Genomic DNA, 20,711 nt, shown 5'->3' on the forward strand with positions numbered 1-20,711 from the left:
GAGCGATTCTACACCCCGGCTGCCGCGCCCGCCTTCCCGGCAGGGCTTCTCAGCTATACTTCCCAGCTATGCCCCGCACCTCTGCCCAGAAAAATGCCCGCCCCATCCGGAGTACGGCCCGCAAGTCGCGCCGCCCCAACGGGCCGACCGGCCCCGCCGCCGAGTACGAGATCGAGGCGCTCAGCGGCCTGGAGGCAGTGGCGCAGGAAGAACTCGGCACGGTGCCGGGCGCGCGCGACATCCGGGCGGGGCGCTTCTGGTTTCCCGGCGATCCTGGCCGTCTGACCCGCTTGAAGGGCAGTGTGGCGGTCTACCGCATCAAGACCTTCGACGTGCCGCGCCCCAAAGCGCTGCTCGGCCACCAGCAGCTCGGCGATCTGGCGGCCTTTTTGCGCCCGGTCATCGCGTACGGCGGTCACCAGAGCTTCCGGCTGTCGGCGGCGGGCCGCGAGTCGGCCACCATGCGGCGGCTGGCTGAGGAACTCGAAACCTCGCTGGGCATCCCGCACCACCCCGAGGAGGGCGAGCTGCTGATCCGGCTGCGGCCCACCGAGAACCCCAACCGCATTCCCGAGCCGCCCGACCCCGCGCAGGAAAAGCGTGAGGAGTGGCGGACCGCCCCCGACGACGCCCGCAAGGGCCGCCGCACTGCGCAGGGCCGCTTTCCGCGCCGGGGTGAGGTGCAGGAGACCTGGGAAGGCGAGGAAGCCCCCGAGGAAGAAGTGCCCGCGCCCGAACCCCGCTTCGAGACCGGCTGGGACGTGCTGGCCCGCCTGACCCCGCGCCCGCTGTCGGCCCGTGCCTGGCGGGTGTGCAACATGGCAGGCGGCATGAACGCCACCATCGCCTACGCCGTGTTCAAGCTGGCCGGGCTGCGCGACTCCGACCGCATCTTCAATCCGATGAGCGGCAGCGGCACCCTCCTGATCGAGCGCGATCTGATGGGGCCGAGCATGGCACTGGTCGGCGTGGACACCGACTCCGACGCGGTGGCCTGCGCCCAGCGGAACATTGAGGCGGCCAAGCGCACCATAGAGGTGGCCCAGGTGGACGCCCTCAACACTGGGCTGCCGCCGCGCAGCTTCGATTTGATTGTGGCCGATCTGCCCTGGGGCGACGCCATCACGGTCAGGGGCGGCAACGAGGCACTCTACACCGGGTTTCTCAAGGAAATGCATCGCCTGTGCTCGCGCCAGGGCCGGATGGTGGTGCTGACCCACGAACTCAGATTGTTCGAGCGCCTGATCGCCGAGCAAGACCGCTGGCACGCCCACGAACTGTTTCAGGTGTACAGCGGCGGCCACCACCCGAAGGCATATCTGCTGAACCGGGTGTAGAGGCAGCAGGAAGTACCAGCGTTCTTGGTTTGCTGTCTGAAGACTCGTTCTACTTCACTTTCACCGCTTTGCCAATCGGCTGCTTTTTGACCCAGGCCACGAATTTCTGCACGCCCTCGTGCTCCTGCAAGGCTTCGAGCGAGCCGTAAAATCCGGCCAGCTCCGAATTCGAGAAGGTGGTGTGCACGTAGTTGTGGCAAGCGGCGCACAGGCCCACGCTGGGCAGGTCCTGCACCTTGATGCCCTGGCGGCGGCCCCGCGAGATGGGCGTGAGGTGGTGCTGGGTGAGGGTGGGTGTTTCGCGCTGGCACAAAGCACAGGTCAGTGCCTCGGCGGCGGGCAGCGGCTCGGGCCAGGTGTTGGGGGTTTTGCGGGCCATGCCTGCAGCCTAGCGCCTGCCGAGCCTTTAGACTCTGCTTCATGCAAGCTCTCGTTTCGGCCATTCAGCAGCACGGCGTCATTTTGCCCGGCGGTATTCTCAAGGTCGACGGGCTGGTCAACCACCAGCTCTTGCCCGACCTTACCCGCGAGATGGGGGTGCGCTTCGCCGACTATTTCCGCGAACTCAGGCCCAGCAAGGTGCTGACCATCGAGGTGAGCGGCATCGCCCCGGCGCTGATGACGGCCATCGAACTCGGCGTGCCGATGGTGTACGCCCGCAAGAAAAAGCCCATCACCATGAAGGAGCCGTCGTTCACGGCCCAGTCGGTGAGCCGCACCAAGGGCGGGGTCGTCGATCTGTTCGTGTCGAGCGAGTTTCTGGGGCCGGAGGACCGGGTGGTCGTCATTGACGACTTCCTGGCGTCGGGCGGCACCCTGCGGGCGCTGTCGGGCATGATCGAAGCAAGTGGGGCCGAGCTGCTGGGGCTGGGCTGCGTCATCGAGAAGGCCTTCGAGCATGGCCGCGAGCATCTGGCCGACCTGAACGTGCCGATTCACACGCTGGCGAATATTCTGGAACTCAGCGAGGAAAAGGGCGTGGTGGTGGTAGAAGGCCGCTGATCGGCTCGGTTCATGCCCTGTTTGTCGTTCCTTGAGTCAGCCGCGACAGTGCAGACCCCCCGCCTTAAGCTGGGCGCCCTAGTCGCCTGATCGGCGACCCGACCAAGAGCCGGGTCGTGATCGCCACCTCTCCCGAGTACCTCCAGGCGCAGCGGGCGGTGGATTTCCTCTCGGACCAGAAATTCCTGGTGGAGCGCACTGCCATCGTCGGTGAGGGCCTCAAAATCGCGGAGCAGGTCACGGGCCGCCTCGACTGGACGCGGGCGCTGAGCCTTGGCATGGGTCAGGGCGCGGTTTCCTGCCACTGCTGCTCGATGGCCTGTTGATCGGCGTGATGATCGGTGCGGTGTGGGGCTTGCTGAGTTAAGCGCTGAGCGGTGGGCGGCGCGACTTTACCAGTGTCGGCGGCATGCGGGCCGATCATTACAGCGTGCTGTGTGACGCCGAGGTGTCCGAACACGCCCAGTCGCTGCTCGCGGAGATGCCGCACTGAGCTGTCATTCTGCCTGGCCCCCCGCTTGGCCCTAAACTACCGTTCACATGACCCAGTCCCAGCCCACCCAGTCCAACACCAACCTGGAGCTTCAGGAACTCATCGCCGAGATGGAGCAGCGCCGCGCCGCCGTGGAAGTGGGCGGCGGCGTGGCTAGGCAGCAAAAGCAGCGTGATGCGGGCAAGCTGACGGCCCGTGAGCGCATTGACGCCCTGCTCGACCCCGGCAGTTTTCTGGAATACGGCACCTTCACCGAGCACGGCGGCGGTGCACTGATGCGCGGCGTCTCTGCCCCCGGCGAAGGCGTCGTCACCGGCAGCGGCACCATCGGCGGGCGGCAGGTGTTCGTCTTTTCGCAGGACTTCACCGTGCTGGGCGGCTCGCTCGGTAAGCGCAACGCCCAGAAGGTCGCCAAGATCATGGACCTGGCGGCCAAGACCGGCTGCCCCATCATCGGCCTCAACGATTCGGCGGGAGCCAGGATTCAAGAAGGCGTGGATTCCCTGAGCGGCTACGGCGAGATTTTCTACCGCAACGCCACCTACTCCGGCGTGGTGCCGCAGATCAGCGCCATTCTGGGGCCGTGCGCGGGCGGTGCCGTTTACTCGCCTGCCCTCACCGACTTCATCCTGATGAGCCGGGGCAGCAGCTTCATGTTCATCACCGGGCCGGAAGTCATCAAGAGCGTGACTCGCGAGGAAGTTACCTTCGACGAGCTGGGCGGCGCGGACGTGCACACCCGCAAGTCCGGCGTGGCCCACCTAGAATTCGATGGTGACGAGGCGGTGCTGGCCGGAATCCGGCACCTGCTGCAGTATTTGCCGCAAAACGCCCGCGAGAAGCCCCCGACGCGCCCGACCAGCGACCCGGTGGGACGCTCCACCCCCGAACTGCTGGAGCGCGTCACGCCCGACCAGCGCCGCCCCTACGCCATGCACGACGTGATTCATAGCCTTGTTGACGAGGGAACCTTCTTCGAGATTCAGCCGGACTGGGCCAAGAATATGCTCTGCGGATTCGCGCACCTCGGCGGCGAGGTGGTGGGCATCGTGGCGAATAATCCCAAGGTGATGGCCGGAACGCTCAACATCGACGCCTCCGATAAGGCCGCCCGCTTCATTCGCACCTGCGACTGCTACAACATTCCGATTCTGACCTTGGTGGACGTGACCGGCTTCCTCCCGGGCGTGGCGCAGGAACACGCGGGCATCATCCGGCACGGCGCGAAGATGCTCTACGCCTACGCCGAGGCCAGCGTGCCGAAAATTACCCTGATCACTCGCAAGAGTTACGGCGGGGCCTACCTCGCCATGAACAGCCGCGATATGGGCGCGGACGTGGTCTACGCCTGGCCCACCGCCGCCGTCGCCGTGATGGGTGCGGAGGGCGCGGCCAACATCGTCTACCGCCGCGAGATTCAGAACTCGGCCACGCCCGACGCCACCCGTGCTGAGAAGATCGCCGAGTACAAGGAAGCCTTCGACAACCCCTACGTGGCCGCCGCCAAGGGCTACATCGACGACGTGATTCCGATGGAAGACACCCGCCGCCGCTTGATCGCCACCTTCAAGATGCTGGAGGGCAAGCAGGAGCAGCGGCCTTACCGCAAGCACGGCAATGAGCCGTTGTGACGTCTGAACTGGAGCGTTCCACTGCTTTCCGCGCACCGCTGACCGTTTCCCAACTTCAGACGTGCTCGATTTCCAGCGCGCTCGGCAGCTCTGGCCACTGCTCGCGCAGCCAGGCCAGCAGGTGCAGGTAGGTCTGTCCGTGGCTGGTGGCGTGGCGGGCGGGCGGCACGCCGGGGTGCAGGGGAAGGCGCCAGTGTTGCCCTACCAGCCGCGCTTGCAGGTGCTGGGTGCCGATCAGCGGAATCGGGTCGCCGTCGAGCGAGATGGCCACGACCTCCGAGGTGTCCGGCAGCGGCGCGGCCACCGCCCGGCCCAGCGCCGTCGGGCTGAAGGCCAGGCCCCGCAGCCCGTGCAATCCTGCCGCGTACTGCACCAGGCCGCCGCCCAGCGAGTGCCCGGCCAGGGTCAGCGGCAAGTCGGGCAGGCTGCGCGCCCGCTCGGCCTGCACCAGCGCCGTGATCTCGGCGGCCACCGCGAACAGGCGCGGCAATCTTCCGAGCACGTTGAGCACGTCGGCCCCGAACTGCCGCGTCTCGCTCGGCAAGGTGCGCAGTTGCGAGTCCGAGTGGCTGGTGTTGGTGCCGCCCAGCACCAGCACGAGTTGCTCGGGGCGCACGTACAGCGCGAACACCAGCCCGCTGGCAGCGTGCAGCACGTTGGGCCGCCCGGCTTCCTGGCGCAGCGCTCCCAGTGGAATCAGTTCCGGCCAGCTCCAGAACGCGCCGCCGTAGGCAGATAGGGTGTCTGGGGCGCTGGGCATGCCCCAGTCGTGCCGCTCCCAGGCCGGGTACAGGCACAGCGAGGCGGCGCAGTCGGCCAGCAGTTGCCGGGCCGCGTCCTCGCCTCCGGCCCACAGCGCTTCCAGGGCCGCCTCGCCACTGAGCGTACCGGGCGGCAACGCACGCTGCGAGAGCGGCGGCCAGACTGACTTCCACGCCACCCTCCCCAGCCGGGGCCAGGGCTTCAGGTGTAGCGGTAGCGGCAGACGGCGCATTGGCTAGACGGCTGAGTCGTCCGTTTCCGGCAGGTCGGCGGCGCTCAGCCAGGGCCGGGCCGCCGCAAAACCATCTAGGGTGGCGCGCTCGATGAGCAGGTCTTCAGCGCTGCGCACCGCCTGGCCCGACTGCACCCATTTGTTGAGTTCGGCCTCCACCCGCTGCTGTACCCGGCGCAGCGGCAATTCAGCCGCGCCTTCCACACCGCGCCAACTCAGAAAGGCTCGGTGGAAGCCTGGCAGATCGTCGAGCGGCACGCTGGCTTCCAGACTCCGCCAGGACAGCATGGATGATGTGGCGGGCGGGGTAGACATAGCGTCATTGTGGCGGTTGGGGGGACGGCTGGCCCTTTAGGAACTGCCCAGACGGCACTCATCCGCTGGGTTCGGCCCAGTCACTAGGGCAGTCTATTTCGGCACGGGCGACGTGAAGTTCAGAATCAAATTGCCGCTGCTGACCGTACCGTTGACGATGCCGTTGCGGTTGTAGCTGATCAGCACGCTGCCGTCGCCCATCGAGAGCAGCGCGAAGTGACCGTTGAGGGCCGTGAAGGTGACGGGCGTGTTGCCGCGCACCTTCCAGACGTACCCGCTGCGCTTGCCGAGCGGGTCTTCGGCAGCGGCCGCCTGCGCCGCCGTGATGTTGAAGGCCTCGGGCAGGGCCGAGTACCCCTCGGGAAAGCGCATCTCCCCGCTCACCAGATCGAGGCTGATGCCGCGCAGCAGGGACGTACCGCCTGCGTCGCCAAAGGTCAGGCGGGTACTGCTTTTCACGACACTCAGGCGCACCGATTTGCCGCTGGGCTGCAACTCCTGCTGAATGACCAAGTAGCGCCGGAAATCGTTCTCACCGATCTTGAACCGTTTGTCGTAGAGCGGAGCCACGCCGCGCTCGGCGCTGACCTGCATCTGGTCGAGCAATCTCGGATCGCCGCCCGCGTCGAGCACCCGGCGGCGCACCTCGGTCATCGAGAAGCGCGCGCGCGTTTCCATGACCTGCGCCACCTGACCGCTGACTGGCAACAGCGGCGCGAGGCGGCTGCGCCAGTCGCCTGACAGGGCCACGTTCATCTGGGGACCGATCTGCGCCGTTGCGGCCAGGCTCCAGGCGCTCCACGAGCTAATAGTGCCGCATAAACAGAGCAAGCCCAGAGCAGGCGCGAGGCGGCGAAACGGGCGGGAAAACATGCGAAGGGAAGCATAGCGGGCGCAGGTGAGAAGTTGCCCCCGGCACGCGAAAAAGCTCCTCATCTGCGTTTCTGGATCGCCCGCCGCCCCCCCTGTGTTAGCCTCGGTTCATGCCGCTGCCCAAGTCCCTGCCGACTACCGCCGACCTCTCACCCTTCGTGGAAGCGGGTCTGCGTGACCTGGCCGCCCTGGTCGCTTTCGAGAGTGTCAGCGCCCAGCGCCGGATGCTGCCGGAAACCGCCGACGCCGTGACCCGGTTGCTGGAGGTCGAAGGCTTCACGGTGCGCCAGTACCCCGGCGAGGTGGCTCCCATTCTGGTGGCCGAGGCGGGCGAGGGACCGGGCACGCTGCTAATCTACAACCACTACGACGTGCAGCCAGAAAGCCCGCTGGAGCTGTGGGACTCGCCGCCGTTCGTGCTGACCGAGCGCGGCGAGCGGCTCTACGGCCGGGGAATCAGCGACGACAAGGGCGAGTTCGTTTCGCGCCTGGCGGCCATCCGGGCGGTGAAGGCCAGAAACGGCGGCGTCTTGCCGCTCCGGGTGCGCTGGATCATCGAGGGTGAGGAGGAGGTCAGCAGCCCCAGCCTGGGCGACTTCGTGGCGCAGCACGCCGCCGAGTTGCGCGCCGACGGCTGCTGGTGGGAGTTCGGCAGCATCACGGCTGACGGCACGCCGCAACTCTTTCTCGGCCTCAAGGGGATTGTCTGCCTGGAGCTGCGCTGCCAGGTGGCCGATTCTGACCTGCACAGCAGCCTCGGCGCGGTCGTCGACAATCCGCTGTGGCGGCTGGCGGCGGCGGTGGCCAGCCTGCGCGACGCGGCGGGCCGGGTCACGATTCCCGGCTTTCACGACGATGTGCGCGCGCCCAGCGACACCGATCTGCAGGCGGTGGCGGCGCTCCCCGATGCCCGCACCCCGCTGGAGGAAACTTACCGGGTCAGCCGCTTTCTGGGCGAGGCCGCCGAGCACCAGTCGCGCTCCAATTTCATGCCGATCGTCAACGTCAACGGCTTTCACGGCGGCTACGGTGAGGCGGGCAGCAAGACCGTGTTGCCCGCTTCAGGCTTTGTCAAGCTCGATTTCCGGCTGGTGCCGGATCAGGACCCGGCAAAGGTGGTGGCCCTGCTGCGCGCCCATCTGGAGGCCCAGGGCTTCGGCGACATTGAAGTGGTCGAGTTGGAATCGCACGAGTTTCCGGGCCGTACCCCCGCTGACGCGCCGTTCGTCGCCACGGTGCGGGAAACGTTGGAAGCGGTCTACGGCAATGCTCCTCAGGTCTTTCCGTCGAGTGGCGGCAGCGGCCCGGTGCACGCTTTCCTCCATCACCTCGGCGTGCCGGTGGCAATGATGGGCATCGGCAACCTCGGCGGACGGGTCCACGCGCCCAATGAGAACATCCTGCGGCGTGATTTCGCCTCGGGTGTCCGGTTCGGGGTGGTTCTGCTGGAGGCGCTGGCGAGGCAGGGGTAAAGGTCAGGGCCGCTAGATGCTGCAACCAGGACTCTGCCTGGCCCCGTCCAGATTCGCCCGTTCAGCCGGGCCAGCAAAAAAGCCCGCCAGTTCGGCGGGCCTCAGCTCATTCGGGTGTTACTTCTCCAGCACGTAGGCGCTCTCAATCTTGTCGGGAATGCCGGGGTAGCCGGGCTGAATGCGCATCAGTTTGTCGAGCACGTCCTGGCCTTCCACGACCTGACCGAAGACGGTGTGCTTGCCGTCGAGGTGCGGGGTGGGGCCGAAGGTGATGAAAAACTGCGAGCCGTTGGTGGCCGGGCCACGGTTGGCCATGCTCAGCACGCCTTTCTTGTCGTGGCGGTGCTCGTTGAACTCGTCCTCGAACGAGTAGCCGGGGCCCCCCGAGCCGTTGCCGCTGGGATCGCCGGTCTGAGCCATGAAGTCCTGAATGACGCGGTGAAACACGATGCTGTCGTAGTAGTGGTGGCGAATCAGGTAGACGAAGCTGCCCACCGTCATCGGCGCTTCGTCGGGGTACAGCTCCATGACAATGCGGCCCTTGGTGGTCTCGAACACGGCCTGATACGCCTTGCCGGGCTGGATGGCTTCGCCCATCTCGGGCGCGCGGTTGAACTTGATCTGGCGCTCACTGCTCAGGGCGCTCATCCGGGTGTAGCCGTCTTTGGTGTAACTGCTGGTGTCTGACATAGCCCGCATTGTAGCGGCCCCGGCTCATGAGAACGCTTGAAAAAGCGCCAAGGCTGGGGCCGTTCTTTAGGGAGCGCTCAGGGCTTGGTGACGATCCGCACGCTCAGGAGTTTGTCGGGCACTGCGTCGGGAATCGGGGTCTCGCCGCCCTGGCCGGAAGCGGCAGTGCGGGTCAGCTTGGGCAGCACGTCGTCGCCGCCCACCACCTTGCCGAACAAGCTGTAGCCGCCGTTGAGGAAGGTCGACGGCGCGAAGGTGATGAAAAACTGCGAGCCGTTGGTGTTGGGGCCGCTGTTGGCCATCGCCAGCATGCCCGGTTGGTCGAACACCAGCTTGCTGCGAATCTCGTCGGGAAACTGGTAGCCGGGGCCGCCCTGCCCCCAGGTCGCCTTCTTGCTTTCGTCGGCGCTGTTCGGGTCGCCGGTCTGGGCCATGAAGTTGTCGATGACGCGGTGAAAGCGCTGGCCGTCGTAGAAGTGGTTGCGCGCCAGATAGACGAAGTTGTTGACCGTCACCGGCACGTCTTTATTCAGCAGCTCGGCCACGATCTGGCCCTTGTCGGTGTCGATGACGGCGTAGTAGTTCTTGGTGTCGTCGAGCGTCATCTCGGGCGCGGCCTTGAAGGTCCGCAGCGGCGTCTTGCTCAGCTCCGGCACCAGGCTGTAGCCGCTGGGAATCGCGGCGGGCGCGGTCACGGCCGCATCGGCTTTGGTGGGGTCAGCCGCCGGGGTATCGGTCTTGGCCGGGTCAGTGGTGGCCGTGTCGGTCTTGGTCGTGTCCGTCGTCGTAGTGTCGGTTTTGGTGGTGTCGGTGGTCGCCGTGTCTTTTTTCTGGCAGGCAGCCAGACTCAGGGTCAACAGGGTCAGGAGGGCTAAGCGCTTCACGGAGTCAGTCTAGAGGATGCCCCGATGAGACATGAAGATGAGACGCAGACGCAGCGGCGGCAGCACCCGGCCAGGCTGAGCTAGACTCGCGGGCGTGATTGTGACGATTGACGGCGTGGCGGCCAGCGGCAAATCCAGCGTGGCCAGCGGCGTGGCGCGCCACCTGGGCATTCCCTACGTGTCCAGCGGCCTGCTTTACCGGGCGGCCACGCTGCTGGCGCTGGAGGCTGGGACCGACCTCAGTGACGCCCCGGCCCTGCTGGCCCTGCTGGGCGCTGCGCCGCTGCGCCTGGAGCCTTTGCCGGAAGGAAACCGGGTCGTGCTGACCTCAACCGCTGCGTTACACCCTGAGCGGGATCTGACGGCAGATGCCCACACCAGCGCGGTGGACGCCGGGGTCAGTGCCGTGGCCCAGCTGCCCGAAGTGCGCGAATGGGTCAACGCCCAGTTGCGCGCCCTGACCCCGCCGTTCGTGGCCGAGGGGCGTGACATGGGCACGGCGGTCTTTCCACAGGCCCAGGCCAAGTTCTTCCTGATGGCCTCGCCGCGCGTGCGGGCGCTGCGGCGGGTCAAGGAGCGGCCTGGTGACCTGGCCGAGGTGGAAGCGGCCCTGGTCGCCCGCGACGCCAAGGACAAAGCCCAGTCGGCCCCCGCTGCCGACGCCCAGATCATCGACACCGGCACGCTCGATCTGGCAGGCGTGATCGCGGCGGTGCTGCGGGGTCTTCATCAACCCGCGTCTTCCGACTTATCATAAGCGCCGATGCCTTCCGCTCATCTGCTCGCTGATCAGCCGCTCGTCTCGGTGGGCGACCTCGCCTGGGACGTGCTGGCCAAACCCGACACCCTGCTGCTGCCTGGTGGCGACACCACCGGACGCATGGAACTCTCGCCTGGCGGCAGCGCGGCCAACCTGGCGGTGTGGGCCCGGCGGCTGGGCCATCCCAGCACCTTCGTCGGCAAGATCGGCACCGGCCACTTCGGCGAACTGGCGCAGGCGGGCTTGCAAGACGAGGGCGTGCGGGCCGAGGTGATCCGCACCCCCGACCACCCCACCGGGGTCATCCTGGCGCTGATCGACCACCGGGGCCAGCGGGCCATGCTGACCGGCCAGGGGGCCGACTGGGAGCTGCTGCCTGGTGAACTGCCGCAGGACGTGTTGCTCGGCGCGGGCCACGTTCACCTGACCGCCTGGAGTCTTTTTCGCGATCCGCCGCGCGGCGCGGCACTTCGGGCCGCCGAGCTGGCCGAGCAGGCTGGAGCGACGCTGAGCCTCGATCCCGGCAGCTTCCAGATGATTCAGCAGGTGGGCCGCGAGAATTTTCTCGACTGGATCAGCGCCGTGCCGTTCGATATCTTCTTTCCCAACGCTGACGAGGCCCGCGCCATGAGCGGCAAGAAAACTTCCGAGGCGGCCCTGCGGTGGTTGCGCGGCCATTACCCGAAAGCGCTGATCGTGCTGAAAATGGACGAGGACGGCGCGCTGCTCGAAGGTCCGGTGACGCCGCGCACCCACGTGCCCGCCACCCCCGATACCCTGGTTGACGCCACTGGAGCCGGAGACGCCTTCGGCGGCGCGTTTCTGGCGCATTATCTGGTTCATGGTGATCCGGTGAGAGCGGCGCAGGTGGCCGCACAGGTGGGTGGGTGGGTGGTGTCTCGCTTCGGCGCGCGCCCGGCGATGGACGAAGCGCTGCGGCTGCGGCTCCAGCCGTTCGGTTTGATGGACCTGGGCGCGGTGAGCCGGTGACCCGCCTGCGCCCGCGCCGTCCGGCCTGGCAACGCGCCCTGTTCTGGATTTTCCTGCTGCTGCTGCTGGCCGTTCTCGCGGCCGCCGCCTACGCCTACAGCCTGACCCAGAGTCCCGGCGGCAAGGCCTACACCCTGGAAGTCACGCCCGGCGACACCCTGGCGGCCAAGGCCAGTGAACTCCAGCAAAAGGGCGTCGTTAAAAACGCCGACGTGCTGCGGCTGGTCATGCGTCAGCGCGGCACGGCGGGCAAGCTCAAGGAGGGCCTGTACGATCTGGCGGCCAATCAGACAGTCTTTGAAGTGGCCGACGATCTGGCGGGCAATCCGCGCATTCCCACCGTCAGCGTCACCATTCCCGAGGGCAAACGCCTCAAGGACCTCCCGGCCATCATCACGGCGGCGGGGTTGAGCAGTGCGGCGGCCATCAATGCTGCCGTGCAGGATGTGGCCCTCAGTCCGGCAGCCAAGGCGGGCGGGGCCAGCAACCTGGAGGGCTTCTTGTTTCCGGCGACCTACCCGTTCCGGCCCAAGGCCAGTGCCACAGACATCATCGGGGCGCTGGCCGAGCGGATGACCCAGGAGTTCACGCCTGAACGGGTCGCCGCTGCCAAGAAACTCGACCTGAACATCTACCAGTGGGTCACGCTGGCCAGCATGGTGCAGGCCGAGGCCGCCAACTCGGGCGAGATGCCGGTGGTGGCGGGCGTGTTTCTCAATCGCCTCAAAGAAGGCATTGCGTTGGGCAGCGACCCCACCGTCGCCTACGGTCTGGGCAAGGACTTGCCGGACCTCGACCGCTCGGCGGGCGACTTCACCAAGGACACGCCTTACAGCACCTACACCCGCATGGGGCTGCCCAAAGGCCCCATCAACAACCCCGGCGAGGCGGCGCTGACCAGCATCCTGAACGCCAAGCTGACCACCGCCAACGGCAAGGCGGCCCTCTACTTCCTGCACGGCACCGACGGCGTTATTCACGTCAACAACGACTACGCCGCCCACCAGCGCGATATCGCCCGCTACCGCTGAGGCGTTCCTTTCCCCCCGGCGGCTCTCATCCGGGCCGCCGCGTACGCCCAAGGGCACTTGATACACTTCGTCCTGTGTCCAGAATCGCCGCCCCAGCCAAGCCGACGGGCCGAACACCCGCACTGGTGAGCGGCCAGCTTTCCCGCTACGTGCTCAGAGAAGTCTGGCCGCTCTACGCGGGGGGTGTGCTGCTCTTTTTCGTGCTCCAGATGACCGATTACATCAGCACCATCGCTGGTATTTTTTCGTCGTACCACACCGGGCTGCTCAAGGCGGTGACGCTGCTGAGCTACGTGCTGCCGAACATCCTCAACAAGTGCCTGGTGGTGGCCGTGCCGTTTTCGCTGCTGCTGGCGCTCGGGCGGCTGGCCAAGGACAGCGAACTCAAGGCTGCCTACGCAGGCGGGGTATCGCCGCTCAGGGTGCTGGGGCCGTTCGTGCTTCCGGCGCTGATTGTGGGAGGCGTTGTTTACGGCAACGCGGGCTACCTGACGCCGAGCGGCAACGCCAAATACTTCAATTACTTCTACACCGATATCTACCAGATGGTGGCGCAGACACCCACCACCGAAAACTACGCCCACGCCGAGAACGGCAATTTCTTCACGGCGGGGCGCATCGAGAGCCTGGGCAACGGCAGCCCCGAGACCCTCTCGGCCCTGACCGGCGTAGTCGTGCAAACGCCCCAGGGCACCTACAGCGCGGGCACCGGGCGCTGGGACTCGGCGGCCCACACCTGGGTCCTCGGCGGCGGCTACCGGGTCGATCCGGCGGGTCAGGTCACGGCGCTGCCGGGCGAGACCACCTTTGCTCAGACCGACGTGATCGCCCAACCGCCGCCGCCGAGCGACCAGAGCAGCTCGCCGCAACTGCGCGCCCAGCTCTCGCAGCAGCAGAGCGGCACCGAACCCTACCGCCGCACCGCCTACGAACTGGCCCGCCGCCTGGCCGATTCGTTCACGCCGCTCGTGTTCGTGCTGGCCGCCGGAGCGCTGGGCCTGGGCCTGAGTAACCGGGCCTGGGCGGTGGGCGCGGTCATTCTCTTTCTGGCGATCTTCTACGCCCTGTGGAATACCGCGCCGCAACTGGCCGCCGTGGGCGCGCTGAGTCCGCTGCTGGCCGCCTGGCTACCCAATCTGGTGTTCACGGTGTTTGGGCTGATGCTGGCCTGGCGGCTGCGGTGAGCCGGGCCGCGCTAAAGGAGTCGCCGCGCGCTAGGTCCGGCACGGGCCGCCTGAACCGCTACCTGCTGGAAGAGATTCTGCCGTTTTTGTTTGCCGGGCTGGCCGTGACCATTCTGCTGCTGCTGCTGGCGGCCTTGCAGGCAGTCATCGCGCCGCTGCTGGCCAAGGGAGCCAATCCCCTGCTGGTCGCCAAACTGGTGGCCCTGCAACTGCCCTACGCCGTGTCGCAGGGCCTGCCGATCGCCCTGCTGTTCGCCACCCTGCTGGGGCTGTCGCGCCTCTCTGCCGATTCGGAAATCAAGGCGATGCAGGCCAGTGGCGTCTCGCCTGCCGTGCTGTTCGGGCCGGTCATGGCGCTGGGCCTGGTCGTCACCCTGCTCAGTTTCGCGGTGGGCGAGCTGCTGACCCCGCGCGCCAAGGTGCAGGCGCTGAGTGTGCAGCGCGAGATCGTGCTCGACAATCCCCGCGTGGCCGGGTTGGGCCAGCCGGGGGCAGGGGGCCAGGCACTGGTCTTGCGCGACGCCTTCGGGCGGGCCATCAGCGTGGCGGCCATTGAGCCGGGCGGTGAGTTGCGCGGCCTGAGCATCGCCAGCCTGCGCGACGGCGAGGTGGCCCGCGAGATCATCACCGCCCGGCGTGGACGGCTGAGTCCGGGCAGCAACGTGCTGGAACTCTACGGCGGCCAGCGCATCACCTACCAGAACGAGAAGCCCTCCACCGTGCTGAGCTTCGAGCGCGGGACGCTGCCGGTGCAGGACTTGCAGGCCAGCTTCAAGGGCGGCGACGAACTCAAGCCGGTGTTCTTGCCGCTGCGTGATTTGTGGGCGCGGGTGCAGAGTTACCGCGCCCAGAACATCAACGCCCCGCAGGAGTTCACGGCCCTCCAGCGCAAGTTTGCCGAGCCGGGGGCGGCGCTGTGCATGGCCTTTTTCGCCGCCGCGCTGGCCGTCTTTTCCTTCAGAAGCAACCTGAACATTGGGCTGGTGTGGGTGCTGCTGCTGACCTTCTTTTACTACGCCACCTGGAGTGTGTTCCGGGTGATGGGCGAAAACGGCGCGCTGCCCGCCGTGCTGGCTGCCTGGACGCCCGATGTCCTGTACCTGCTGGCTGGTGTGGGGCTGTTGTGGGTCGCGGCGCGGCGCTGACGTCTGGGCCGAGGAGGCACCTGGGTGGGGGTTCGCGGAGACGTTAAGAAAAGCTGGGCTGCCCGCTTCTGACGTGGGCGCGTATCATGCAACACAGTGAAAAAGGAAGGACGGAAGCGCTTCCATTTTTGTCGGCAGAGGCGCTGACACCCATTCCCGGCACCGGCACCACCGGGTCGACGAACCGGAGCAAGGAGACAGCATGAAAATTGGCATGATCGGGCTGGGCAAGATGGGCGGCAACATGGTGGCGCGGCTGCTGCAAGGCGGGCAGGACGTGGTGGCCTACGACCTGAGCGAGGACAACATCAAGCTGGCTGAGGGCCGGGGAGCCGAAGGCGCGCGCACCACCGAGGAACTCATCGCCAAACTCCTTGCGCCGCGCGCCGTGTGGGTGATGGTCCCGTCGGGCGCGGCGACCGAGAGCACAGTCATGGACTTGGCGGACAAGATGCAGCCGGGCGACATCATCATCGACGGCGGCAACAGCAACTACAAAGACAGCCAGCGCCGCGCCAAGACCCTGGCCGAGCGCGGCATCAATTTCGTTGATGTGGGCACGTCCGGCGGGGTGTGGGGCCTCAAGGAAGGCTACGCCATGATGGTCGGCGGCGAGGAGGCGGCGGTCAAGAGCCTCACGCCGATTCTGGAAGTGCTGGCTCCGGCCAAGGACCAGGGCTGGGGCCGGATGGGTCCGGCGGGCAGCGGGCACTACGTCAAGATGGTGCACAACGGCATCGAGTACGGCATGATGCAGGCCTACGCCGAGGGCTTCGAGCTGATGCACGCCAAGATCGACATGCAGCTCGACATGGCCCAGATCGCCGAGCTGTGGCGTCACGGCAGCGTGATCCGCTCGTGGCTGCTCGACCTGACCGCCGACGCGTTGACCGGCGACCCGGAGTTCAGCGACCTCTCGGACTACGTGGCCGACTCGGGCGAGGGTCGCTGGACCGTCGTGGACGCCCTGAACGAGGGCATTCCCGCCCCCATCATCACGCTCAGCGTGCAGATGCGCCTGCGTAGCCAGCAGAAGAGCAGTTACGCAGGCAAGATGCTCTCGGCCATGCGCCGCGCTTTCGGCGGCCATGCTGTCAAGAAGGTGGAGGCGGAAGCCGAGGAGAGCATCGTGCCCGAGGCCCACACGCCCGAGGCGGCCCGGCCCCAGAACATCCCGGCGTCCGGAGCCAAGATGGACGGCGACGCGGCCCGGCAACTCGGCGAGAGCGGCCAAATGCCGGTCAACCCCAATCCCGAAGACACCGAGAACAAGGGCGCGGGCAACCAGAGTGAAGGGCAAGCCTAATGGCGAAGAAGACGCCCACCAAACGCCCGGCCCCCGAAGCGGCGGCCAAGCCCCCCAAGCCCAGCACCACCGCCAAGCGGGCGGCCGCCAAACCCCAGCCGGTGAGCAGCACCCTGATCGAGAGTGACGATGTGCTGCCGGGTGCGGCGGGACACCAGCCGCCAGTAAAGGCGGCCAGATCGAAGAAGGCCGCTCCGGAAGCGGCTCCGGCCAAGACCCGCCGCCGGGGCAAGGCTGCCGACCCGCTGCTGACCCCGGCCGAGCAGGCCACTTCCGATCAGCCCGGTGCCGACCAGATCAGCGCCCAAACCCTGCTGCCAGACGGCGACAACAATCCCTTCCGCACCGGCATGCGCCGCAGCCGCGCGCCGGAACCGGCCACCCTGGTCATCTTCGGGGCCACCGGCGATCTGGCCCGCCGCAAGCTGCTGCCCGCCGTGTTCGGGCTGTGGCAAGACGGCCTGCTGGGCAGCGCCTTCAACATCGTGGGCGTGGGCCGCCAGGAAATGACCGACGAGCAATTCAAGGACTATGCCATCGAGGCGCTGAACACCAGCAAGGAAACCGACACGCCGCACCCCGGCAGCCTGGAGAAGTTCAGGGAGCTGCTGTACTACGAGTTCGGCGATTTCGGGGCCGACGACGTGTACGAGCGGGTCAAGACCCAGCTCGACGAGGCCGAGGACGCGCACGGCGGGCGCAAGAATGCCCTGTTTTACCTCTCGACGCCGCCGAGCCTGTTCGAGCCGATCAGCAACGGACTGGGACGGCTGGGCCTGCAAGACCAGTCGGAAGGCTGGCGCAGAATCATCATCGAGAAGCCCTTCGGGCGCGATCTGGCCTCGGCGCGCCACCTCAACGACACCTTGCACGCCGTCTGGAACGAGTCGCAGGTCTACCGCATCGACCACTACCTCGGTAAGGAAACGGTGCAGAACCTGATGGCGATCCGCTTCGGCAACGCCATCTTCGAGCCGCTGTGGAACCGGGCTTACGTCGACCATATCCAGATCACCAACGCCGAGGACCTGGGGCTGGAGGGCCGCGCCGGGTACTATGAGGAAGCGGGCGTGGTGCGCGACATGCTACAAAATCACCTGATGCAGGTGGTGGCGCTCACGGCGATGGAGCCGCCCGCCGCCTTCGACGCCGACGCCATCCGCGACGAGAAGGTCAAGGCACTCCGGGCCATCAAGCGCATTCCGATCGAGCGCGTCGCTGAGGTGGCGGTGCGCGGACAGTACGGTCCCGGTACCCTCGACGGCGAACACGTGCCCGGCTACCGCGAGGAACCCAACGTGCAGCCGGGTTCGGTCACGCCGACCTACGTGGCGGTCAAGTACGAGATCGACAACTGGCGCTGGCAGGGCGTGCCGTTTTATGTCCGCAGCGGTAAGCGGCTTCCCAAGAAGGTCACCGAGATCGCGGTGGTGTTCAAGCGCCCGCCACTGGGCCTCTTTCCCGGCGGGCTGGAGCGCAACGTGCTGGCCTTCCGCATCCAGCCGGACGAAGGCGTGAGCCTCAAGTTTTCGAGCAAGACGCCGGGCCAGGAAAACCAGTTGCGCGAGGTCGTGATGGATTTCCGCTACGACGCCTTTGGTGCCCAGCTCGAAAGCCCGTACTCGCGCCTGCTGCTCGACGCGATGGTCGGCGACGCCACTTTGTTTCCCCGCGAGGACGAGGTCGATCAGGCCTGGCAGATCGTCTCGGGCATTCTGGAGGCCTGGGACGCCGCCTCGCCCAACGCCGTGCCAGCCCCGGAGTTTCCCAATTACGACGCTGGAACCTGGGGACCGGACGCCGCCGACAAACTGCTGGGACCGGACCGGCGCTGGCGGCGCTTGTGATTCGCGCGGGCTGGAGGGATGAACCATGACTGCTGCCACCAGCCGTTTGAAACCGCTCGGCCCGCTGCCCACCAATGTCCGGGGCGCTCAGCGCACGCTCGACGAGCTGTGGGCGCAGACCGACATCGAGACGCGGGCCTACACCGGCAACATCATCGCGCTGACCGAACCACATTACCAGGGCCGCATTCAGGAAGCCCTGACCGGTCTGGAAGGGCGCTATGCGGGCCGCCAGATCATCGCCGTGATGCAGCCCTCGGCGTCGGGGCGCATGAGCATCGACGCCGAGCTGGTGCCGCAGCAGGGCCTCTACATCGAGCGGTTGACCCTGCTGGCCAACCCCGGGCAGCTGCGCGGCGCGATCTTGCCGCTGCTGCGCCCGGCGACCGTCAACCACGTCTGGTGGGCCTCGGACGATCCGCCCGGCGGACCGCTGCTGCGCGAGCTGACCGAGATTGCCGACCAGGTGATCGCCGACAGCCTCAGGCTCGACATTCCCCCGGCCCGCCAGTACGCCCTGGCCGATCTGGGCTGGTCGCGCTCGGCGGCCTGGCGTGAGGCGCTGGCGCAGTTGTTTGACAGCAAGGACGCCGCCTCCGTGCTGGGACAGGTTACCCGGCTCAAGGTCTGGTCGGGCGGCAAGAACGACCGCGCCGCCCGGCTCTACGCCGCCTGGGTCGCTTGTACCCTGGGCTGGAAGGATCTCAGCGCCGTGACCTTCGTGCGCGGCGACTGCGAGCGCCAGCACGGCGATTTGTGTGGGGTCGAGCTGAGCGGGCCGGGCGTGCGCTTCACGCTCAAGGCCACCGGCAAGGAGGGAGTGCGCTCGACGGTCAAGTTCGGCACCGCCAACCGCCAGACCTCAATGATGGTGCCGAGCATGACGTTGGCCGAGGGCCTGGGCCGGGTGATGGCCCGCCCGGAGCGCGGCAGCGTGTTTGAGGCAGCCTGGACCCTGGCCCGCGCCAGCCTGGCCGAGGCCGCGCCGGAGAGCCAGTGAACCTTCAGGTCTACCAGACCCCCCAGGCCACCGCCGAGGCCGCCGCTGAAGCCTTTGCCGCAGTCGCTCGGCAAGCCGTGGCGGAGCGCGGGGTCTTTCGCGTGGCCCTGTCGGGCGGCAGCACGCCCAAGCTAATGTACGCTGCTCTGCAGGGTCTGGACGTGCCCTGGGCACAGGTCTACATCTATTTCAGTGACGAGCGCACAGTGGGACCGGACGACCCTCAGAGCAACTACCACACCGCCAAAGTGGGCCTGCTCGACGTTGTGCCGGTTCCGGCTGAGCAGGTTCACCGGATGGAAGGCGAGCGTGACCCCAACGACGCTGCCCGCGACTATGCCGCGCTGCTGCCCCCGCAACTCGATCTGGTGTTGCTGGGCATGGGCGACGACGGTCACACCGCCTCCCTCTTTCCCGGCACAGCGGGCCTGAAGCTGGGTGGGCGGGTTATCGCCAACGAGGTGCCGCAGCAGCACACCTGGCGGCTGAGCTTCACCTTCGGCGAGGTCAACGCGGCCCGCGAACGCTGGCTGCTCGTTACCGGCGCGGCCAAGGCCCCGGTGCTGGCTGAAATCGGGCGTGGCGAGGGCGAGTACCCCGTACGGCAGGTCGCGGATCCGGTGTGGTTTCTGGACGCGGCAGCAGCACAGCACCTGTCACCCACCTGATTCACGGCTCTCCTGTATCCTCACCCGGTTTTTGCTGTCGCCTTCGGCCTTTCACAGGTCCTCGTCTGCACGTCGGCTTTGGACGCATAGCCGAACACGCTCACGCTAACGGTCAGTGGGTCGTGGGTGGTTGGCTATGCCTCTGCCGCAGTATCTCGCCTCAATCCGGCAAACGGTAGACGGTGTGGGCGTTGGCGTCGGTCAGGGCTTCTGCCTCGGCCTCACCCAGGCCGCGCAGGGCTGCCAGAAACTGCAGGGTGTAGCGCACGTAGCCGGGCCGATTGGGTTTGCCGCGCTTCGGGACCGGGGCCAGAAACGGCGCGTCGGTTTCGACCAGCAATCGGTCCGGCGGCACGAATCGGGCGGCCTCCTGAATATCCTGGGCGCTCTTATAGGTCAGGTTTCCGGCGAACGACACATACCAGCCCGTGTCGAGCGCGGCACGCAGCAGCCCGGCGTGGCCGTTGCAGCAGTGCAGGATGCCGCGTGGCCAGCCCGCTGCTCGGATCATCTCGGCGCAGCCTAGGCTGGCCCGCTCGCCGCCCGGCGCGTCGCGGGTATGCACGATCACCGGCAGGTCGCGCCGCCGCCCGAGGTTGAGCTGCCACTCGAAGGCCGAGCGCTGTGCTTCGAGCTGGTCGTGCGCCCAGTAGTCGTCCAGGCCAGTCTCGCCGATGGCCACCACGCGTGGGCGCGAGCTGATGGCTTCCAGCTCGGCGCGGGTCTGTGGGCTGTCCTCGGCGGCCACGTCGGTGGGGTGCAGGCCCACGCTGGCGTACACGTCGGGATACTGGTCGGCCAGGGCCAGGGCGTTGCGGGCGTGCTGCACGTTTGCGCCCACGCAGATCATGGCGCTCAGGCCCAGCTCCCCGCGTGCCGAGGCCGGGTCGTCCAGGTAATCGAGGTGGCAGTGGGTGTCGATCATGGGTGCAGGCTAATGCACTGGCTAGGCCAGTGGGCCGTGGGGGCGCAGGAAAAGCGGCCCGTGCCTTCCGGGCCAAACTGACTGCGCGTCTCATCTGCGGACCAGTGGTCAGATAACCCTAAGCACTCTCATGAAGGCAGACAGCTATCATGCCTGCGTGTTCA

General features: G+C 67.1%; 22 protein-coding genes. 14 read left to right on the forward strand and 8 right to left on the reverse strand.

The annotated features are described in order from the left end of the window. Window positions 1-68: 68 nt before the first annotated feature. Complete coding sequence (locus GUI70_RS14625; RefSeq protein WP_237724941.1) at window positions 69-1,337, forward strand: methyltransferase domain-containing protein; 1,269 nt, start codon at window positions 69-71, stop codon at window positions 1,335-1,337. Window positions 1,338-1,386: 49 nt separating this feature from the next. Here GUI70_RS14625 and GUI70_RS14630 read toward each other — a convergent pair whose 3' ends face one another. Next, complete coding sequence (locus tag GUI70_RS14630; protein ID WP_161883063.1) at window positions 1,387-1,716, reverse strand: HNH endonuclease; 330 nt, start codon at window positions 1,714-1,716, stop codon at window positions 1,387-1,389. Between the two features lie 41 nt (window positions 1,717-1,757). Between GUI70_RS14630 and xpt the strand changes: the two genes are divergently transcribed. Further along, complete coding sequence (gene xpt, locus GUI70_RS14635; RefSeq protein WP_161883064.1) at window positions 1,758-2,339, forward strand: xanthine phosphoribosyltransferase; 582 nt, start codon at window positions 1,758-1,760, stop codon at window positions 2,337-2,339. A gap of 116 nt (window positions 2,340-2,455) precedes the next feature. Then, window positions 2,456-2,665: a general stress protein gene (locus GUI70_RS24380; RefSeq protein WP_237724942.1), complete on the forward strand. Its 210-nt coding sequence runs from the start codon at window positions 2,456-2,458 to the stop codon at window positions 2,663-2,665. Here the strand turns inward: GUI70_RS24380 and GUI70_RS24385 are convergent. Then, on the reverse strand, window positions 2,623-2,829 hold the full coding sequence (locus tag GUI70_RS24385) for a hypothetical protein (protein ID WP_237724943.1): 207 nt from the start codon (window positions 2,827-2,829) through the stop codon (window positions 2,623-2,625). The two genes, GUI70_RS24380 and GUI70_RS24385, sit on opposite strands and share 43 nt — an antisense overlap. A 50-nt stretch (window positions 2,830-2,879) precedes the next feature. Between GUI70_RS24385 and GUI70_RS14645 the strand changes: the two genes are divergently transcribed. Next, on the forward strand, window positions 2,880-4,463 hold the full coding sequence (locus GUI70_RS14645) for an acyl-CoA carboxylase subunit beta (RefSeq protein ID WP_161883065.1): 1,584 nt from the start codon (window positions 2,880-2,882) through the stop codon (window positions 4,461-4,463). Between the two features lie 55 nt (window positions 4,464-4,518). Here GUI70_RS14645 and GUI70_RS14650 read toward each other — a convergent pair whose 3' ends face one another. The 3 genes from GUI70_RS14650 to GUI70_RS14660 form a co-directional block, all read right to left on the reverse strand. Next, complete coding sequence (locus GUI70_RS14650) at window positions 4,519-5,457, reverse strand: alpha/beta fold hydrolase (RefSeq protein WP_161883066.1); 939 nt, start codon at window positions 5,455-5,457, stop codon at window positions 4,519-4,521. A gap of 3 nt (window positions 5,458-5,460) precedes the next feature. Next, entirely contained in the window at window positions 5,461-5,772 is a 312-nt protein-coding gene (locus GUI70_RS14655) for a hypothetical protein (RefSeq protein WP_161883067.1), read from the reverse strand. Window positions 5,773-5,865: 93 nt separating this feature from the next. Beyond that, window positions 5,866-6,645: a hypothetical protein gene (locus tag GUI70_RS14660; RefSeq protein ID WP_161883068.1), complete on the reverse strand. Its 780-nt coding sequence runs from the start codon at window positions 6,643-6,645 to the stop codon at window positions 5,866-5,868. A 110-nt stretch (window positions 6,646-6,755) separates the two neighbouring features. On the opposite strand from GUI70_RS14660, the gene GUI70_RS14665 reads away from it, so the two are divergent. After that, window positions 6,756-8,117, forward strand: coding sequence for a M20/M25/M40 family metallo-hydrolase (locus GUI70_RS14665; RefSeq protein WP_161883069.1), 1,362 nt, complete (start codon window positions 6,756-6,758; stop codon window positions 8,115-8,117). A 117-nt stretch (window positions 8,118-8,234) separates the two neighbouring features. Here the strand turns inward: GUI70_RS14665 and GUI70_RS14670 are convergent, their stop codons facing one another. Then, window positions 8,235-8,807 carry a peptidylprolyl isomerase gene (locus tag GUI70_RS14670; RefSeq protein WP_161883070.1) on the reverse strand — a complete coding sequence of 191 codons (573 nt, stop codon included), beginning with the start codon at window positions 8,805-8,807 and terminating at the stop codon, window positions 8,235-8,237. 77 nt (window positions 8,808-8,884) lie between these two features. After that, window positions 8,885-9,691 carry a peptidylprolyl isomerase gene (locus GUI70_RS14675; RefSeq protein WP_161883071.1) on the reverse strand — a complete coding sequence of 269 codons (807 nt, stop codon included), beginning with the start codon at window positions 9,689-9,691 and terminating at the stop codon, window positions 8,885-8,887. A 94-nt stretch (window positions 9,692-9,785) separates the two neighbouring features. Between GUI70_RS14675 and cmk the strand changes: the two genes are divergently transcribed. The 9 genes from cmk to pgl all read left to right on the forward strand — a co-directional run bounded on the left by cmk (window position 9,786) and on the right by pgl (window position 19,622). Then, window positions 9,786-10,448: a (d)CMP kinase gene (gene cmk / locus GUI70_RS14680; RefSeq protein ID WP_161883072.1), complete on the forward strand. Its 663-nt coding sequence runs from the start codon at window positions 9,786-9,788 to the stop codon at window positions 10,446-10,448. Window positions 10,449-10,454: 6 nt separating this feature from the next. Next, on the forward strand, window positions 10,455-11,441 hold the full coding sequence (locus tag GUI70_RS14685) for a carbohydrate kinase family protein (RefSeq protein ID WP_161883073.1): 987 nt from the start codon (window positions 10,455-10,457) through the stop codon (window positions 11,439-11,441). After that, entirely contained in the window at window positions 11,438-12,472 is a 1,035-nt protein-coding gene (mltG, locus tag GUI70_RS14690) for an endolytic transglycosylase MltG (RefSeq protein WP_161883074.1), read from the forward strand. Before GUI70_RS14685 ends, mltG begins: the two co-directional genes overlap by 4 nt. Before the next feature lie 74 nt (window positions 12,473-12,546). Then, on the forward strand, window positions 12,547-13,656 hold the full coding sequence (locus GUI70_RS14695; protein WP_161883075.1) for an LptF/LptG family permease: 1,110 nt from the start codon (window positions 12,547-12,549) through the stop codon (window positions 13,654-13,656). Further along, a complete protein-coding gene (locus GUI70_RS14700) occupies window positions 13,653-14,801 on the forward strand; it encodes an LptF/LptG family permease (RefSeq protein ID WP_237724944.1) in 1,149 nt (382 codons plus the stop codon). The genes GUI70_RS14695 and GUI70_RS14700 overlap by 4 nt, the downstream gene beginning before the upstream one ends. Window positions 14,802-15,003: 202 nt before the next feature. After that, entirely contained in the window at window positions 15,004-16,107 is a 1,104-nt protein-coding gene (gnd, locus tag GUI70_RS14705; protein WP_161883076.1) for a phosphogluconate dehydrogenase (NAD(+)-dependent, decarboxylating), read from the forward strand. After that, a complete protein-coding gene (zwf, locus tag GUI70_RS14710) occupies window positions 16,107-17,954 on the forward strand; it encodes a glucose-6-phosphate dehydrogenase (RefSeq protein WP_161883077.1) in 1,848 nt (615 codons plus the stop codon). The genes gnd and zwf overlap by 1 nt, the downstream gene beginning before the upstream one ends. Before the next feature lie 25 nt (window positions 17,955-17,979). Continuing rightward, entirely contained in the window at window positions 17,980-18,954 is a 975-nt protein-coding gene (locus GUI70_RS14715; RefSeq protein ID WP_161883078.1) for a glucose-6-phosphate dehydrogenase assembly protein OpcA, read from the forward strand. Next, window positions 18,951-19,622 carry a 6-phosphogluconolactonase gene (gene pgl / locus GUI70_RS14720; RefSeq protein WP_161883079.1) on the forward strand — a complete coding sequence of 224 codons (672 nt, stop codon included), beginning with the start codon at window positions 18,951-18,953 and terminating at the stop codon, window positions 19,620-19,622. Before GUI70_RS14715 ends, pgl begins: the two co-directional genes overlap by 4 nt. A gap of 160 nt (window positions 19,623-19,782) precedes the next feature. Here the strand turns inward: pgl and GUI70_RS14725 are convergent, their stop codons facing one another. Continuing rightward, window positions 19,783-20,547 (reverse strand): TatD family hydrolase, encoded by a 765-nt coding sequence (locus GUI70_RS14725; RefSeq protein WP_161883080.1) that lies wholly within the window; start codon window positions 20,545-20,547, stop codon window positions 19,783-19,785. Window positions 20,548-20,711: the final 164 nt, after the last annotated feature.

It is taken from the genome of Deinococcus alpinitundrae, from assembly GCF_009982895.1.
In the GTDB taxonomy this organism is placed as follows: Bacteria; Deinococcota; Deinococci; order Deinococcales; family Deinococcaceae; genus Deinococcus; species Deinococcus alpinitundrae.